17 protein-coding genes are annotated in these 17,409 nt (G+C 35.9%); all 17 read left to right on the top strand.

Annotated elements, in window-relative coordinates:
- Positions 1 to 134: 134 nt before the first annotated feature.
- The 17 genes from flgK (at position 135) to ACFSY7_RS19315 (ending at position 17,407) form a co-directional block, all read left to right on the top strand.
- Positions 135 to 2,210, top strand: a complete 2,076-nt coding sequence (gene flgK, locus ACFSY7_RS19235; protein WP_380149238.1) for a flagellar hook-associated protein FlgK — start codon at positions 135 to 137, stop codon at positions 2,208 to 2,210.
- Between the two features lie 14 nt (positions 2,211 to 2,224).
- A complete protein-coding gene (gene flgL / locus ACFSY7_RS19240; RefSeq protein ID WP_380149240.1) occupies positions 2,225 to 4,771 on the top strand; it encodes a flagellar hook-associated protein FlgL in 2,547 nt (848 codons plus the stop codon).
- A 46-nt stretch (positions 4,772 to 4,817) separates the two neighbouring features.
- Entirely contained in the window at positions 4,818 to 5,378 is a 561-nt protein-coding gene (locus ACFSY7_RS19245) for a DUF6470 family protein (protein WP_380149242.1), read from the top strand.
- A gap of 3 nt (positions 5,379 to 5,381) precedes the next feature.
- Entirely contained in the window at positions 5,382 to 5,828 is a 447-nt protein-coding gene (gene fliW, locus ACFSY7_RS19250) for a flagellar assembly protein FliW (RefSeq protein WP_380149244.1), read from the top strand.
- A complete protein-coding gene (gene csrA / locus ACFSY7_RS19255; RefSeq protein ID WP_380149246.1) occupies positions 5,829 to 6,044 on the top strand; it encodes a carbon storage regulator CsrA in 216 nt (71 codons plus the stop codon).
- Positions 6,045 to 6,264: 220 nt separating this feature from the next.
- On the top strand, positions 6,265 to 7,077 hold the full coding sequence (gene hag, locus ACFSY7_RS19260; protein WP_380149248.1) for a flagellin Hag: 813 nt from the start codon (positions 6,265 to 6,267) through the stop codon (positions 7,075 to 7,077).
- 286 nt (positions 7,078 to 7,363) lie between these two features.
- Complete coding sequence (locus tag ACFSY7_RS19265) at positions 7,364 to 9,061, top strand: motility associated factor glycosyltransferase family protein (protein WP_380149250.1); 1,698 nt, start codon at positions 7,364 to 7,366, stop codon at positions 9,059 to 9,061.
- On the top strand, positions 9,054 to 9,380 hold the full coding sequence (locus ACFSY7_RS19270) for a hypothetical protein (RefSeq protein WP_380149252.1): 327 nt from the start codon (positions 9,054 to 9,056) through the stop codon (positions 9,378 to 9,380). Before ACFSY7_RS19265 ends, ACFSY7_RS19270 begins: the two co-directional genes overlap by 8 nt.
- 5 nt (positions 9,381 to 9,385) lie before the next feature.
- The gene (gene pseB / locus ACFSY7_RS19275; protein WP_380149253.1) at positions 9,386 to 10,351 is read left to right on the top strand and encodes a UDP-N-acetylglucosamine 4,6-dehydratase (inverting); all 966 of its coding nucleotides are present in this window, start codon (positions 9,386 to 9,388) and stop codon (positions 10,349 to 10,351) included.
- 11 nt (positions 10,352 to 10,362) lie between these two features.
- Entirely contained in the window at positions 10,363 to 11,499 is a 1,137-nt protein-coding gene (locus ACFSY7_RS19280; protein ID WP_380149254.1) for an FkbM family methyltransferase, read from the top strand.
- 1 nt (position 11,500) lies between these two features.
- Complete coding sequence (locus tag ACFSY7_RS19285; RefSeq protein ID WP_380149255.1) at positions 11,501 to 12,232, top strand: SDR family oxidoreductase; 732 nt, start codon at positions 11,501 to 11,503, stop codon at positions 12,230 to 12,232.
- 71 nt (positions 12,233 to 12,303) lie between these two features.
- The gene (locus tag ACFSY7_RS19290) at positions 12,304 to 12,543 is read left to right on the top strand and encodes an acyl carrier protein (protein ID WP_380149256.1); all 240 of its coding nucleotides are present in this window, start codon (positions 12,304 to 12,306) and stop codon (positions 12,541 to 12,543) included.
- A 53-nt stretch (positions 12,544 to 12,596) separates the two neighbouring features.
- Positions 12,597 to 13,922 (top strand): AMP-binding protein, encoded by a 1,326-nt coding sequence (locus tag ACFSY7_RS19295; protein ID WP_380149257.1) that lies wholly within the window; start codon positions 12,597 to 12,599, stop codon positions 13,920 to 13,922.
- Complete coding sequence (locus tag ACFSY7_RS19300; protein WP_380149258.1) at positions 13,919 to 14,980, top strand: LuxE/PaaK family acyltransferase; 1,062 nt, start codon at positions 13,919 to 13,921, stop codon at positions 14,978 to 14,980. The genes ACFSY7_RS19295 and ACFSY7_RS19300 overlap by 4 nt, the downstream gene beginning before the upstream one ends.
- Complete coding sequence (locus ACFSY7_RS19305; RefSeq protein ID WP_380149259.1) at positions 14,977 to 16,149, top strand: acyl-CoA reductase; 1,173 nt, start codon at positions 14,977 to 14,979, stop codon at positions 16,147 to 16,149. Before ACFSY7_RS19300 ends, ACFSY7_RS19305 begins: the two co-directional genes overlap by 4 nt.
- Entirely contained in the window at positions 16,146 to 16,685 is a 540-nt protein-coding gene (gene pseH, locus ACFSY7_RS19310) for a UDP-4-amino-4,6-dideoxy-N-acetyl-beta-L-altrosamine N-acetyltransferase (RefSeq protein WP_380149261.1), read from the top strand. Before ACFSY7_RS19305 ends, pseH begins: the two co-directional genes overlap by 4 nt.
- Positions 16,685 to 17,407, top strand: coding sequence for a cytidylyltransferase domain-containing protein (locus tag ACFSY7_RS19315; protein WP_380149263.1), 723 nt, complete (start codon positions 16,685 to 16,687; stop codon positions 17,405 to 17,407). The genes pseH and ACFSY7_RS19315 overlap by 1 nt, the downstream gene beginning before the upstream one ends.
- Positions 17,408 to 17,409 lie beyond the last annotated feature (2 nt).

Raw genomic sequence — 17,409 nt, forward strand, 5'->3', positions numbered from 1 at the left:
TGTTGCCTCACCGAGAAGCGGAGAGGCCTTTTTTTATGCCCCAAAAATAATTTTACACTTGAAATCTCGCATCCGATGCCGATGAAAAATACAGAACATAAACGTAGCGAAACACTTTTTTAGGAGGATGAAACATGGCAATTTCAACATTTATGGGCCTTGAAACAAATAAACGTGGCCTAACCGCACAGCAAACAGCCCTTTACACAGTCGGGCATAATATCTCAAACGCCAATACCGTCGGCTACACACGCCAGCGCGTAAACCTAGAAGCAACACATGGCTTCCCGGGTGTAGGGATGAATGCACCAATGCTTGCAGGACACTTAGGCACAGGGGTGACAAGCCAGTCCATTACACGTGTACGTAATGAGTTTGTCGATAAGCAGTACCGCCAGGAGACGAATAATTTAGGCTACTGGTCACAGCGTACAGATGCGATTAGTCAACTAGAGGATATCGTATCAGAGCCATCTGAATATGGCTTGAATGCATCGTATAATGATTTTTATTCGGCATGGCAGGAGTTGGCGAATAACCCTAGTTCTGCGGCAGCGCGTCAGGTTGTGTATACCAAAGCAGCGCACTTGGCGTCTTCATTTAATTATATGAACAAACAGATGACACAAGTACAAGCCAATCTAAAATCAGAAGCGATTAATACAGTAGATAAAATCAACTCGATTTTAGAGCAGATTACAGCACTGAATAATCAGATTAAGCAGGTTGAGCCGAATGGCTATATTCCAAATGATATTTATGATGCACGTGATGTGTTGATTGATGAATTATCAAATTATATTCCAGTGACAACGGAGCGTACGTATTCAGGTGGTCTAGCGACAGATGATTCGGAAGGTGCTTTACAGATCTATATGGTGCTAGAAGATGGTAGCAAACAGGCGTTAGTATCAGCTGAAAAAAGTGGGACCGTTCAAAATTACAATGGTCAGCAAAGAGAGCTTTACGGTAATTTTGTAGCGACAAAATTAACCTTAACAACTGTGCAGCAAAATGCAGATGGAACAGTGGCGACAGATGCGAATGGCAATCCTGTTACGAAAGCATTGACATCATCTGAGCAATTTGAAGCAATCTATGGGATTACATTTGAAAAATCAGCGGCAACGGAAAGCCTAACAGCTACTGAAACAACGGATGCCAATGGGGTTGTTACTGTAACCTATAAAAAAGGTGAAAATGAAATTGCCTCTGTCACAGGTGGTGTTCTAACCGTTAAGTTAGCGGATGCGAATGGTACACCTTATCCAGGAACACTAGACCCAGTTACGAACAAAATTACCCTTGCACTTGATGCAGGTACGAAAATGGAAATTACACCTACGTATGATACGAGCACACCTCCTAAATTAATTGGAGCGACTGCACAGACATTAACTGCCCCAAAAAATATTGAAGCATCTAAACTTCAAGATAATAAAGGGAAACTAGAATCATATTTTGATTTATACGGTACAACAAATGGCACAACAACTTTAGAAGTACCACTGAAATATGATGTAGATGCGAATGGTAACTATATTTATGTAAATGTTGAGCGTCAAACGGTCGCTGATACTGCAAATCAAAAGAATGTTTTACATGTTTCAGGATATTTTTCAGATAAGCTTTCAGATTTAGATAAGCTAGCGAATGAATTTGCGAATGCCTTCAATGCCATTCACTCACAAAGCTATGGCTTATCAACAGATGGTATTTCTAATTCACCGACAAATTTAGATTTCTTTAATTATGCATCGAATACCGATGCGAGTGGCGCAGTTTTAGGAAAGAATTTTATCACCGCTGCTAATATTAGTGTGAATGATAAAATGAAAGATTTTAATAATATTGCAGCCTCGGATCAAAATAACGAAGAAGGTAACGGTAATGTTGCATTAAAATTATCGAATTTAAAAACGACAGCTATTTCAGGTTTAAATAGCGCATCTGCTGGTAAATTCTATGAATCAATGCTTGCAGATATTGGTACAGAGGGCGAAAAAGCTGTGAAGAATGCCTATAATTCAGGCACCCTTCAATTAGCAATAGAAAATCGCCGTGCATCAGAAAATTCAGTGTCATTAGATGAAGAAATGACGAATATGATTATGTTCCAGCAAGCATATAATGCATCAGCACGTATGATGACAGCCATCGACGAAATTTTAGATAAAGTAATTAATGGAATGGGCCGAGTAGGGCTGTAGGAGGTAAAAATTAAATGCGCGTAACACAATCAATGCTTTCGAATAATATGCTTCGAAATTTAAACACAAGCTATAGCAAAATGGGCGTTTGGCAACAACAGCTTTCGACAGGCTCTAAATTACTGCGCCCATCAGATGATCCAGTAGGTGTGACAAAGGCGATGAGCTATCGTACACAACTAGCTCAAAATGCACAGTATGATGAAAATTTAGATACAGCAACGAAATGGTTGGATACAACAGATACAGCATTAGGCTCAGTAGGAAGCGCCATGCAGCGTGTACAGGAGTTAATTACTCAAGCGGCAAATGATACGAATCAAACGGTTGACCGTCAGCAAATGCTAAAGGAAATTGAACAAATTTATGAGCAAATAAAAGATATTGGCAATACAAAAATTGGTGATACGTATATCTTTAGTGGAACAAGAACAAATCAGCCACTGTATGGTAATAGTGTAAAAATTGATCAAGTGTTGTATCGAGATGCTAATAGTAATATCGTTGCTGATGTACAAACGACGACACAAACAGACGGCACATCTCTATCGATTGTTCGTGATGCAGCTGGTAATGTCGCATCAAAAATTACTAATGCTAAGGATGCTAACGGTAATATGATAACGACGATTACAGATGGTAATAATAATGTGATTCAGCCACCAGCTACGGGGAAATACATCGATGGCTCAGGTAATATTATTGAAACAGCACAGGATGGTACAGTAGACGTAACACATGCAAAAGATGGTAGTAACACAAGCTCTGTTGATTACAAAACAACACGTACGACGACAACGACAACATACGGTGCTGTCGCAACGGAAAAACGAGTTGAAAATGCAGATGGTACCTCTGTTACCTCTATTTTAGATAAGGATAATAAGGTAGTCGCTAAAATTTCAATTACTAAAGACGGAGCGGGAAATCCTGTAACGACCGTAACAGATGGAGCGGGGGACCCAATTACCAATCGTCTATTGGCAATAGATGATGTTGGCGGTGTAATTGAAGTTTATGCAGATGGTACGAAAAAGGTTGGCACACTAGAGCCAACAACAATTTCTACAAATTCAACGACATCTGGGAATGTCACAACTTCAGTGGACGCGTATAGTATTCAACCAACAGGGGCAATAATAGCAACTGTTTCAAAGGAAACTCCTATATTAGCAGACGGTACATTTACGACATCTGTTCGTGATAGTACAGGTAGTCTTGTCGCCACAATTACTGGTCAAAAGGATAGCTTTGGAGCGATTGTTGTCACAGTGAAGGATGCGAATAATCAACCAATTCAAGAGCCTGCAAATGTTTTACGTGCTTCGGATGGACATGGGAATATTATTGAGGTGGATGCACTTGGTAATGTTGGGGTGAAAGCTTTAAAACCGGAAACATCTCCTGTTTCTGTACCAGCGCCACCTGCAAATGTTAATGTCAATGAATTTACGTTCAAAAATGCTTCTGGTGATACGGTCGCAACATCTGAAACAGTAATTGATAATCCTGCTGGAACATATACAACGACTGTACGAGATAGTATCGGGAATTTAGTATCTACAACTACTGGTCCCTCACCAATTTCCATTACAGATTATCGTAATCTCCCTGCTACAAATGGTGTTGCGATAGAAAGCAATGGTTCTATTATTAAAACAGATCCGACAACAGGTGTAACAACTGTTACAAGCTCGAAGGATAATTTAAGTACGACACATACAACAACGATGAGTGGGGCACAGATGACTGGTACAACTGAATACAAAAATTCAGTTGGGGATTTAATTGCAACTGCCGTTAAAACGACGAATACAACAACTGGTGAATCAGTGACGGTATTTACAGATAAGGACGGCAATACGGTTTCAACAACAGAGGTTACGAAAGACCAAGCAGGACGCAACGTCATTACTGTAACTGATGCAGCAGGAAATACGGTTATTGCACCTGACAAATTATCTGTTCAAGATGCTGATGGAAACTATATTATTACAAATCCTTTAACAGGTGAGACATCTGTTTCGACAACTATCTCGGCGATTGAAGGTCCGGTTACATCATTAAATACCGTGAATGACAAACGAATTCAAACATTATCAGGTATGAATGCTGCAGTAAATATTGAAATTTATAATGATATTAAGCTGCAAGTGAATACAACGGATGCACAGAAAATGTTTGAAAAAATGGATACGGTGTTTGCTAAGGTTTTTGCAGCATTAAAGGGAACAGCTGGTACAACATCAGGTAAAGAGATTGGTGATTTACTAGGTGGAACAAACTCTGCAGCAGACCGTGATTTTACAACAATTCAAGGCGTACAGGATTTATTTTCGATGCAGCGCTCGACAGTCGGTGCGAAGCAAAACCGCGTCGATATGATGTCTGACAGACTAGCATTACAAAAAGAAACCTTAACAAAACAAAAATCGAATGTAGAAGATGTGGAATACGAGGAAGCGATTACGAACTTAATTACGCAAGAATCAATTCACCGTGCTTCTTTATCGGTTGGTGGACGTATCATCCAGCAAACGTTAGTCGATTTCATTCGTTAATTTAAACGCTCGCTGTGTGCGGGCGTTTTTTGGAAGGTGAAGGATTATGAAACTAGATCGTGTGGATATTCGAACGACAGACCAAAAAGTAGAAATTCACTCAACACAGCCAAAGCTTCAAATGCGTACGACAAATGCGAAAGTGAATATTGAGCAGCCAGCAGCCATTCTTGAAATGAGCTCTAAAGCGGCGAAGTTATTAATTGACCAATCACAAGCATGGCGCGATATGGGCTTACTGACACCAATGGAGGCAGGGGACCAGGCTGCACAAAAGGGACTGCAAGACGCTGCGGCGGGCACAGCAAGACGAGCGCGTGAGGGAGATCAGATGATGAATATTGCCGGGGGACAAAACCAATTGCAGGCGATTGCTGAACGGGTAGCCCAACCACCGCAGCCAGGCATCGGCATTAAATGGATTCCGTCGGTGAATGCAGTTAAAACGACTTATGTCCCTGGGAAATTAGACATAAATATTACACCACAAAAGCCACGTTTTGATGTTAAAATAGGAGATGTAAGCGGCCAGTACACGCCAGGGGATGTGACGGGTACGGCCGTACAGCGAGCATCCGTTGAAACGACGGTTATTAAGGGAGGGTAAAAGATGATTATTCAAACGAAATTTTTAGGTGCAGTAGAAATAAAAGAGGACGCAATCATTACGTTTCCAGAAGGTATTCCAGGATTCCACGACGAAACACAATTTGCGCTCATTCCGTTAAATGAAACATCACCATTTTTAGTGCTACAATCTGTAAAAAACGAGCAAGTTGGCTTTATGGTTGCGACACCATATGCGTTTAAAGCGGACTATGCGTTTGATTTAGTGCCGGAAGATGTGGCGCAGCTCGCAATTGAAAAACCAGAAGATGTGTTTGTATACGGCATCTTAACGTTAAAAGATACATTAGAGCAATCGACAATTAACTTATTAGCACCGATTGTCATCAATGAACAAACAAAACTTGCAAAGCAAATCGTCTTGCCAGGCGAGGACGAGGCGCTCCTTAGATATCCATTAAAGAAAGTAGCAGAAGGAAGTGCGAAGTAAATGTTAGTATTGACGCGAAAGCCCGGTGAAACATTGATGCTTGGTGAGGACATTCAAGTGAAAATCGTGTCAGTCGATGGCGATCAAGTCAAAATTGGCATCGAAGCACCACGCGCAATGAAAATTTATCGCCGTGAAGTGTATGAGGCAATTCAGCAAGAAAACGAAGCGGCCCTTGAAGCATGTGACTTACGTGTGCTTGATAACTGGAAATAACCTATACAAAAAGAGACTGGGACAAAACATTTCATTTTCCTTCTTATGCTCATCTGAGAGGGTGTTTTTACACGTATGTCCCAGCCTCTTTTTTTATAAATTTTCAAAAAAAGGTTAAACATTTCAAATTGCTTACGATATATATAGTGTAAGGCAGAACATCTGCTAAACAACTCCACAGGGACGTGGAAAATAAACATATTCAGGGAGGAATCTCACAATGAGAATTCAACACAACATCGCTGCATTAAACACACACCGTAACTTAGGTGCAAACAACGCTGCAGCTTCTAAAAACTTAGAAAAATTAGCTTCAGGTTACAAAATCAACCGCGCTGGCGATGACGCAGCAGGTTTAGCAATCTCAGAAAAAATGCGCGGACAAATCAACGGTTTAAACATGGCATCTAAAAATGCGAATGATGGTATCTCTTTAATCCAAACAGCTGAGGGTGCACTTAATGAAACACACGCAATTTTACAACGTATGCGTGAACTAGCAGTACAATCTGCCAACGATACAAACGTTACATCGGACCGTAAAGATTTACAAAAAGAAGTCAATGCTTTATCAGAAGAAATTACACGTATTGCTAATGATACAGAGTTTAATACTCAAAAATTATTAAATGGTTCGTTTAAATCTAAAGTATTCCATATCGGTGCAAATAAAGGTCAAAAAATCGATTTAACTATTGCATCGATGTCAGCTGGAAAACTTAGTGTATCTAAAATCTCTATTTCTTCACAAGCTAATGCTAATAACGCAATCGAGACTATTAATAACGCTATTGCAACAGTATCTGGTCAGCGTTCAGATTTAGGTGCTGTTCAAAACCGTTTAGAGCACACAATCAACAACCTTGGTGCTACTTCTGAAAACTTAACAGCTGCAGAATCTCGTATCCGTGATACAGATATGGCTGCTGAAATGATGGCGTTTACTAAAAATAACATCTTAACGCAAGCTGCACAATCTATGTTAGCGCAAGCTAACCAACAACCACAGGGAGTTTTATCTTTACTTCAATAAAGATAAGATTAACTTTGATTAAACGATAATCGAAAAAGGCTTATACTTTTAAAAGTATAGGTCTTTTTATATTCTTGATAAGAATTAATAAATATTTTCAATATTTTTTAAAAAGATTTTACACTTAATTTGACAATTAAAGAATGAATAGTCGGGAAAATTAAATGAGACTATTATTAATAGTATTTAAAATCTTTTAATTTTTTCTAATTATATTTAAAGTACATCGTCTAATTGTATTTATTTTAAGTGAAATAAACCGATAAATATATTAGAGGTGTTTATTTTGAGCAAATATAAAAATATACAGTATTTAGAAACTAAAGAAGAAAATAAAACCGTGGAAGTAAATGGATATTTATTGCATAGTAAATATAAGCCTGTAAAAGAAGCTACCGACCATTTTAAAAGATCTTTTAAAGCAGGACAAGTATATGTGTTATTTGGAATTGGATTAGGTTATATAGTGGAGGTTTTAGAAAGTAACCAAGTTAAAAAAGAAAATATTATTATAATCGATCCTCTATTTCAAGAGTTGCGCAGTATGATGCAAATAGATATTTCAAATATAGATGTTTTAAGTGAAGTTAGTTCATTAAAGATAGAAAATGTTTTATCAAGTAAAATTAAAAACTATGAAAGAAATATTCAAGTGATTTGTTCACCGAATTATGACAAGTTGTTTCCTCATGAGTATAAAAGTGTTTTAGAGAATGTTAGGAATTTTCAAAAAAATAATCAAGTTTTAGAAAATACCACATATAATTTTTCTGAAATATGGCAAAAGAACTATATGTATAATTTGATGGAATTAGATAAAAGTACAAGTTTTGAAAATTTGAAAGGAAAATATACAGTCCCTATAATTGTAGCGTCTGGAGGCCCTTCTCTTAGTAAAAATTTACCTATAGTAAGAGAGTATAGAAATAAAATGATACTAGTAGCTTCTGGCTCTACTATAAATACATTGTTAACAGCAGGTATACCACCAGATTATGTAGTTAGTGTAGATGGAGGAGAAGCAAACTATGTACATTTCAAGAATATAAATCAAAAAGAAATCAAATTAATTTATAATCTTAGTAGTAACTATAAAATACAAGAAGACTGGAAAAATGAAAAATATGCTATTTTAGATTCTGGAGATTTGGAAGTACAAAAGTATATAAAAAAAGTATTTGATATAACAATTCCTTGTATTCCGGGGGGAGCTTCTGTTGCTAATTTTGCTTTCTCTTGTGCTTTAAATATGACAACAGGTCCTGTAGCTTTGATTGGTCAAGATTTAGCCTATACAAATTATGAAACTCATGCTCATAATAATAAACATTATAAAAAAATAGATGAAGAATATATGCAAGAGAGAGGCATGTTTGAAGTTGAGGGGTTTTATGGAGATAAAGTACTTACTGATAGAGCCCTTTTTTTAATGAAACAAGACTTTGAAAGATTATATACATATTTTAATGATGGGAGAGTAATTTATAATTGTACTGAAGGTGGAGCAAGAATCAAAAATATGCCACAACAATCATTTAAAAATTTTTGTGAAAAATATATGTTAGAAGAAAAAAGTATATATTTAACCGAAGAAAAAAATATAATTGATAGAAAAAAAGTCTGTAAATCTTTAGAAAAAGAATTAGAATTATTTGATAATGTTGAGAAAAATTTAAAAAAAATAGAAAAATTAATTAAAGAAAATATGACAACTTTTCTTAATAAACCAGCTATTGTTGCTAAACTAAATAGTGTGGACCAAGATATAATTAAATTAAAGCAGTCATCTATGATAAATTACATATTGGATCCTATTATTTTAAATATAATGACTAAATTTAAAGAAAAAGACAATGAAACCTGGGAAGAGAAAAACAATAGAATATATAAACAAAATAAATTTTTATATGCCAATTTATTGATAGTAATAGTAGAAACTAAAGGGTACTTACAGAAAATATTGGAGGAATTTGAGAATGAATGAATTAATTACATCATATAATAATTATATACTTAAATTATCTAAAGGATGTTTAGTTATTAGTGAATTATTAAGAGAAGAGAAATATGTTCAAGCTTTAGAAAATATTGCTAATTTTTCAGAGGGCATAAATTGGATCATCCAAGTTCGTAAGGAGTTAAAAAATGAAATAGGTATTTTTCAACTCAATTTAAAAGAAATAGAGGGTTTTCTAAACGAGATAAATGAAGGTTTAGAGATTCAAGATTATGTATTAGTAGCAGATTTGTTTGAATATGAACTTGCAGAGTATTTTAAAAACCCTGCATTAATTGAAGGGTGAGTTTAATGTTAGAAGAAAAAGTAGTACTCGTAACCGGAGGAACAGGCTCTTTCGGTAAAAAATTTGTGCGTAAAGCATTAACATTAGGTGTTAAAAAAATTATCGTCTTTAGTCGTGATGAATTAAAGCAATATGAAATGAAACAGGAATTTACCGATGAGCGCATCCGTTTCTTTATTGGTGATGTACGCGATAAAGAACGTTTATATCGCGCTTTCGATGGTGTCGATATTGTTATTCATGCTGCAGCTATGAAGCATGTGGATGCATGTGAATACAACCCATTTGAAGCGGTGAAAACGAATATTCACGGGGCACAAAATATTATTGATGCGGCGATTGATAAAGGTGTCGAAAAGGTTATTGCGCTTTCTACAGATAAAGCGTGTAGCCCAATCAATTTATATGGTGCAACGAAATTAGCATCTGATAAATTATTTATCGCAGCAAACGCTTATGTCGGTGAAAAACATACGAAGTTTGCTGTTGTACGTTACGGCAATGTAGTCGGTAGCCGCGGCAGCGTCGTACCATTCTTCAAAAAAGTACGTGAAACGGGCGTCCTTCCTGTAACGGATGACCGCATGACACGCTTCTGGATTACGTTAGATAAAGGCGTACAGTTTGTTATTGATAACTTAGACCGTATGCATGGCGGCGAATTGTTCGTACCGAAAATTCCAAGTATGAATATTTTAGATTTAGCAAAAGCAATTGGACCGGAATGCGACATTAAAATTGTTGGGATTCGCCCAGGAGAAAAATTGCATGAGGCGATGATTACGGAAGATGATGCGCGTCATACAATCGAATTTGATGATTATTATGTCATTCAACCAGAATTCAGCTGGTGGTCTGAAGAATTTAAACAAGGTTCAAAACCATTACCAGATGATTTCCATTATGTAAGTAATGAAAATACTCAGTGGCTTACAATTGAAGAACTACGAGAATTAGTTGAAGAACTATAGGAGATGGAATTGTGGATTTTAATTACTTAGAAAAATATATTTTAACAAATGAATCTTATAACCAAGATGATTTAATAGAAATTATAAATAAAAAAGATAAAATTTATTTATACGGTGCTGGTTCAGGTGGAGCAACAACCTTGAAATGGTTAGAACAAAACAGCAAATGTGAAATTATGGGGTTTATTGATTCTGATATAAAAAAACAAGGGGAATTTCTTTCTAATAAAAGAATATTTTCTCCACAAGAAATATTAAAAGATAGTGATATTTTAATTGCTAGCACTTATCATACTGAAATTAGCAAATATTTGGAAGAAAACGGATTTTTAAATTACATTTCATTACCAATAGATTTAATTATTTGGGATAAATTTAAAACTATAAAATATTTGAATGATATAAAAGAAATCAATAAACTAAGGGAAGTATATGAAATTTTAGAAGATAGTACATCGAAAGAATTTTTTATTAGAACATTGTTATATCGTTGGTCATGGGATTCTAGTTTTATAAAACAATCAAAGTATTCTCAGTATTGTATAGAAAATATTCAAAAAAGTAATATTCATACAATAGTTGATGCTGGAGCTTTTGATGGAGATACAATCAAAGTTTTTTCTGGATTTTTCCCTTCTCTAAAAAATATATTTGCATTTGAACCTACAAAAAAGAATATATTAAAAATAATTGAATATTCATTAAATAAAAAGGATAATCTGAAAATTTTTCCTGTTGAAAAAGGTCTTTGGGATAGTGAAGAACAGTTAAGCTTTTTTGAAACAGATTCTATAGGTGGCAATAATAAAATTATTGAAGATAGTTCAAAAGAAAATGGATTAAATAAAATAAATGTCATCGATTTAGATAGTTTTTTAAAAAATAATTCTAGTTTAAAAATAGATTTAATTAAAATGGATATTGAAGGGGCAGAATATAAAGCTTTATTAGGCTCAAAAAAAACTATTTTTAAAAATAATCCTATTTTGGAAATTTGTATATACCATGATATTGACCATTACTATGATATTATATCTTTCTTAGAAAATAATTATCAGGGTGTTTATGTTTATCAAATTGGGCATCATAGTGATTGGATGATGGAGACAGTTCTATATGCAATTCCTAAAGAAAAGATTGAAAGATAATTTGAAAACTATCCTCATAACTGGGTCCACAAAAGGCATTGGAAGAGCAACGGCCATCGCTGCTGCAAAACAAGGATGGACTGTTATTCTTCATGGTCGCAATGAAGAGTGTTTGCAACAATTACAGCAGGAATTACAAATTGATTATTCCGCATCGACTTATTATGTTATGTATGACGTAAGAGATACAGCTGAGATAAAAAAGGCTTTCCTATGGATTAAAAAAAATGTAGGTCCCTTAGATGCACTTGTTAATAATGCAGGGATAATGGATGATGCGTTGTTAGGTATGCTTAAACCAGAGCAAGTAACGCAAACTTTTGATGTGAATACATATGCAGCTATCTATCATATGCAGTACGCAAGTCGTCTTATGACGAAGAATAAAAAAGGTGCCATTATTAATGTTAGTTCAATTATGGGGCGTTTTGGAAATGCCGGGCAGGTTGCATACAGTGCGAGTAAGGCTGCGTTAATCGGAGCAACTCAATCAGCCGCAAAAGAATTGGCACCATTGAATATTCGTGTCAATGCAGTAGCTCCTGGTTTTATAGAAACGGACTTAACGAATAATTTGCCTGAAGAGATTATCGAAGAAAAACTAGCAACAATTAAAATGAAACGTGCTGGAAAAGCGGAAGAAGTTGCTAATGTTATTTTATTTTTAGCATCAGATGCAGCTTCTTACGTGACAGGACAAATCATTGGAGTAGATGGCGGTATGGTTATTTAATTATATTTTCTATGATTACATCAATCATCTATAATAAGAGTTATTGAAAGTTTTAGAAAGAGGTTAAATACATGAATAATGAACAAAAGCTACGCCAAGTGTTTGCGGAAGCGTTAGAAATTAATGAGTCTCAAGTAACAAATGATTTAACATACAATACAATTCCTGAATGGGATTCGATTGCACACATGGCATTGATTGCAGAAATTGATGATCAATTTGATACGATGTTAGACACAGATGATGTATTAGATATGAGTAGTTTTGCGAAGGCAAAAGAAATTTTAGCAAAATACGATGTAATATTTTAAGTGGAGGGGTGTGGCATTGTGCTGCACTTCTTTTTTTAGGAAGGGGACTATAAATGAGCTTTTTTAATGTGACAAGTGGGGAAGTGGCTGTAATTACAGCTGAACGCACATATTCGTATAAAGAATTATTGTGTGCACCTTTTGACAATCAGCAAAAACAATTAATTTTAATTTTATGTGATGGTACATTTGAGTCCTTGTCTGCTTATGTAACAGCGATGAATAGTCAGCATGCAGTAATGTTACTAGCTTCGGACATTAATGAAGAGTTATTATCCTCTATTATTACGCAATATAAACCTGAGTGGATTGTAGGACTTCAGGGGTGGGTAGGTTATAGCAAAGAAGGGCAACGTCTAATTCGCATAGAAAAAATAAATGCAGTGATTCATGAAGATTTGGCGCTACTTTTAAGTACATCTGGCACGACAGGAAGCCAGAAGTTTGTACGTTTGTCCTATGCCAATTTACGAGCTAATGCGCAATCAATTCAGCAATATTTAGATATTGATGCACAAGAGAGAGCGATTTTAAATTTACCATTGTCCTACTCATACGGGATGTCGATTGTGAATAGCCATTTATTAGCCGGTGCTACACTTGTACTAACTAATGACAGTGTGTTACAAAAATCTTTCTGGTCGTTTATTAAGGAAGTAAAAGCTACATCACTTGCGGGTGTACCATTTACGTATCAAATGTTGCAGCGTGTCGGTTTTATCAAAATGGATTTACCTGATTTACGCGTATTGACGCAGGCTGGTGGACGCTTAAATGAAAAGTTCGTGCGCTATTTTGCAAGCTATGCTCATGAAATGAATAAACGTTTTTATGTTATGTATGGGCAAACAGAAGCCTCGCCGCGTATGTCTTATATTCCATATAATCGTGTATTAGATAAAGCAGGCTCGATTGGGATTGCAGTGCCAGATGGAAAACTTGAAGTAATAGATGATGAACTTGTTTATACAGGTGAGAATGTCATGCTTGGATATGCGGAAACGTTAGAAGATTTGGCAAAAGGTGATGAACTGCACGGTGTGCTTCATACAGGAGATACAGCTACCGTAGATGATGAGGGATACTTTACGATTACCGGACGTTTAAAACGTTTTATTAAGTTATTTGGTTTGCGTATCAATTTAGATGATGTCGAGAAAAAGCTAGAGCAGCGATTCCAGACGCCACTAGCTTGTACAGGAACAGATGATAAACTTATCATAGTAATTGAACAAGAGCAATTTAGCGATGATATTAAAAAAACAATTGAGGAATTGTATCACCTTCATAAATCAGCATATAAAGTGAAAGTATTAGATATTCCACATTTTTCAAATGGTAAAACAGATTATATGAAACTGAAGGAGTTGTGTATATGATAGAACCTTATCATCTCAAGCAGCAGGAAAAAGAACAGCAATTACTTCAGAAGTTGAATGAACTAACTTTTTGGCATACGGAACATTGCCAAGCTTATGCGCAAATGATGCATAAAAGTGAGCAGCAGTTAAAAGCAGCAACACTTGAGGATGTACCTTATTTGCCAGTTCAATTATTTAAATTGTTAGAGTTGAAATCAATTGCTGATGAAGAAGTAGTAAAAGTGTTGACATCAAGCGGTACAACAGGTCAGCAAGTATCGAAAATTTATTTAGATAAAGCAACAGCAATGGCCCAAACTAAAACGTTGGTTCAAGTGATGAAACCAATTTTAGGTGCCAAACGATTACCAATGATTATTTTAGATACAAAATCGGTGTTGAAAGATCGTCAATCATTTAGTGCGCGCGGAGCAGGTATTTTAGGTTTTGCTAATTTTGGACGTAAGCATTTTTATGCGCTAAATGACGATATGTCGCTTGATATCGAAGGTTTACAAGCTTATTTAAAAGAATATGCTGGGCAACGCATTTTATTGTTTGGTTTTACATTTATGATTTGGCAGTATGTTTTTAAAGAAGCACGTGATAAAGGTTTAGCATTAGACTTTGGTAATAGCGTTCTTATTCATGGTGGTGGCTGGAAAAAGTTAAAGGATGAAGCAGTAGATGCTCAAACATTTAACCAACTATTAAAACAGCAATTGGGCATTCAAGAAGTTCATAATTATTATGGAATGGTTGAGCAAGTGGGTTCGATTTTTGTAGAATGCAGTGAAGGACATTTACACGCACCAAGTTATGCGGATGTTATTATTCGTAATCCGATAACGTTTGAACCAGTATCAATCGGTGAACAAGGTCTTATTCAAGTAGTTAGTGAGTTACCAAAAAGTTATCCGGGGCATTCTTTATTAACCGAAGATCTAGGGACGATTCATGGTATAGATGATTGTACATGTGGTTGGAGTGGAAAATATTTCAGTGTTGCTGGCCGTATTCCTAAAGCAGAAATTCGTGGCTGCAGTGACACATTTCAAGGAGGGGTTAAAGCGTGAAGCTTTTTTGGCCTAAGCAATTAGCATTTGATCAAGCATTGCAGCAAGTAACTGCACAGCCTGTTAATCAGCCTTTTTCAAAGGATATTATCATTTTTACTCAAGCTTTGTCTAAACGTTTTTTAAAGCTACGCCATATGCCAGAAGTTGTAGCGCTTGGATATTGGTTACGACGAGCAAATGTGATGGCTATGCAAGAAGTCTTTGCTAAAGAACATGAAAAAATGATCGTGAAAGCGCGTGGTACAGTATTCCATATTGCGCCATCTAATGTTGATACAATTTTCGTCTATTCTTGGATGTTATCAATGATGGCAGGAAATCGTAATATTTTACGTATTTCCACAAAAGCAGAAGTAAACGACATGTTAAAGATTATTTTAGAGGAATTAGAAAAGCATGCTCAAATTGCAAAACAAACGTTAATTTGTACGTATGAGCATACAGAAAATGCAACAGCAGAAATTAGTGCGCAGTGCCATACACGCGTTATTTGGGGCGGAGATCAAACGATTCAAACGATTCGTCAAATACCACTATCCCCAATTGCTAATGAGCTGGCATTTGCAGATAGATTTTCATTGGCCGTACTTAATAGTGAGAGTATAGGGCAGTTAGATGAGGCATCCTTTGATCAATTACTAGAGCAGTTTTATAATGATTCTTTTTGGTTTAATCAAATGGCTTGTTCATCACCAAGATTAATTGTTTGGATAGGCAAAAAATCCGAACGTTTTTGGAAAGGCTTTGAACAAAAAATTAAGCAAAAGCAATATGAACTTATAGCTGCAACACAAGTAACTAAATATACAACAGCACTGCAACTCGCGACAGAGGACTATGTAGGAAAAGTTGTAACAGAGCCATATTTCGCGCGTGTTGCATTAGAGGAGCTACCAAATGGGGCGAGAGAACAACATTGTGGTAGTGGCTTATTTTATGAATGTGAAAGAACGACTTTAATGGATGTTGCACGGCTTGTGACGGATAAAGACCAAACATTAGCTTATTATGGATTTACATCACAACAGCTAGAACAATTAGTGCTACAAATTGATTCAAGAGGAATTGATCGGATTGTTCCTATTGGTCAGGCGCTCGATTTTGATGGTGTGTGGGATGGACAAAATTTTTTAACGTCGTTTACGAGGAAAGTAGTGGTTAAATGAAGTGGCTACAAATCAAAAAAGAACATTTACAGCAAATTTTAACGTGGCGTACTAGTGAATTTGTGACGCAATTTATGTATACAGATATTGATGATAATATGGAGAATCAATATCTGTGGTGGCAAAATATTTCAAACGATCCGAATGGACGATACTGGATTATGGAGCAAAAAGGTCAACTACTTGGTTTTGTATCCCTGACAAATATTGATTGGCATAATAAACGCGGGGAATGGAATTATTATATTGGAGAAGCTAAATATGGCATGTTAGGCGGATTCATCGGAGCGTATGTTTATAATTATGCCTTTGAGGTGTTAGGGCTTGAAAAAGTTCAAGGTGCAGTTATGGCTGAAAATGTAGGTGTTCGAAAAATTCATCAAAAATTAGGAGACCGAGAAGTAGGTTTTTATGAACAGCATGTGTTGAAAAATGATAATTGGCATGATGTTTATTTATATGAAATGACACATGAACGCTGGAATGAAGTAGGTATGAAATTCAAAAAATATAAGGCGGAGGTGGAAGAAAAGTAATGAAAACAATAGTAATTATCCAAGCTAGAATGGGTTCATCTCGTCTACCAGGGAAAATTTTAATGCCGCTAGGAAGTACAGATAATTTAACGTATGTGATAGAACGTTGTAAAAAAATTGATGGAGTTAGTAAAGTACTTGTTGCAACTTCCTCATTGTCCCAAGATGATGCAGTAGAAAAATGGTGCGAGGAGCATCAATTGTCATGCTATCGAGGCTCTGAAGAAGATGTATTAGATCGATTTATTCAGGCAGCAAAGCCATACGATCCAGACTATGTAATTCGTGTGACAGCGGATTGTCCATTTGTTGACTATGAAATGGCGAGTGATATGGTGGCATTAATGAAAAAAGAGCAAGTAGATATTATCGATTTAGAGGGCCAGCTTCCGCGAGGATTGGCAGTCGAAGTAATTTCATATAAAGCTTTGCAATATATTGATGAAAAAGGACATGAAAATCGTCACCGTGAGCATGTGACATACTATGCATATGAATTTAAAGAACAATTTACACGCGTGAGTTATGTTGCTGATGAAATGCGGAACGAACCACCATTACGTATTACATTGGATACAGTTGCAGATTATGAATTGTTATCAAAAGTTGCCAGTCATTTTGACGATGTTTTTGTATCAAGTATAGATGTGATTAAATATTTAATTGAACATCCTGAAGTAGCAAAAATTAATGCACATATTGAGCAAAAACCGGTGGTGTAGCA

It is taken from the genome of Kurthia populi, from assembly GCF_042686175.1.
GTDB classification, from domain to species: domain Bacteria; phylum Bacillota; class Bacilli; order Bacillales_A; family Planococcaceae; genus Kurthia; species Kurthia populi.

Coding starts and splice junctions, on each gene's coding strand:
- flgK (WP_380149238.1), top strand. CDS start 135: ATGGCAATTTCAACATTTATGGGCCTTGAAACAAATAAACGTGGCCTA.
- flgL (WP_380149240.1), top strand. CDS start 2,225: ATGCGCGTAACACAATCAATGCTTTCGAATAATATGCTTCGAAATTTA.
- ACFSY7_RS19245 (WP_380149242.1), top strand. CDS start 4,818: ATGAAACTAGATCGTGTGGATATTCGAACGACAGACCAAAAAGTAGAA.
- fliW (WP_380149244.1), top strand. CDS start 5,382: ATGATTATTCAAACGAAATTTTTAGGTGCAGTAGAAATAAAAGAGGAC.
- csrA (WP_380149246.1), top strand. CDS start 5,829: ATGTTAGTATTGACGCGAAAGCCCGGTGAAACATTGATGCTTGGTGAG.
- hag (WP_380149248.1), top strand. CDS start 6,265: ATGAGAATTCAACACAACATCGCTGCATTAAACACACACCGTAACTTA.
- ACFSY7_RS19270 (WP_380149252.1), top strand. CDS start 9,054: ATGAATGAATTAATTACATCATATAATAATTATATACTTAAATTATCT.
- pseB (WP_380149253.1), top strand. CDS start 9,386: ATGTTAGAAGAAAAAGTAGTACTCGTAACCGGAGGAACAGGCTCTTTC.
- ACFSY7_RS19290 (WP_380149256.1), top strand. CDS start 12,304: ATGAATAATGAACAAAAGCTACGCCAAGTGTTTGCGGAAGCGTTAGAA.
- ACFSY7_RS19295 (WP_380149257.1), top strand. CDS start 12,597: ATGAGCTTTTTTAATGTGACAAGTGGGGAAGTGGCTGTAATTACAGCT.
- ACFSY7_RS19300 (WP_380149258.1), top strand. CDS start 13,919: ATGATAGAACCTTATCATCTCAAGCAGCAGGAAAAAGAACAGCAATTA.
- pseH (WP_380149261.1), top strand. CDS start 16,146: ATGAAGTGGCTACAAATCAAAAAAGAACATTTACAGCAAATTTTAACG.
- ACFSY7_RS19315 (WP_380149263.1), top strand. CDS start 16,685: ATGAAAACAATAGTAATTATCCAAGCTAGAATGGGTTCATCTCGTCTA.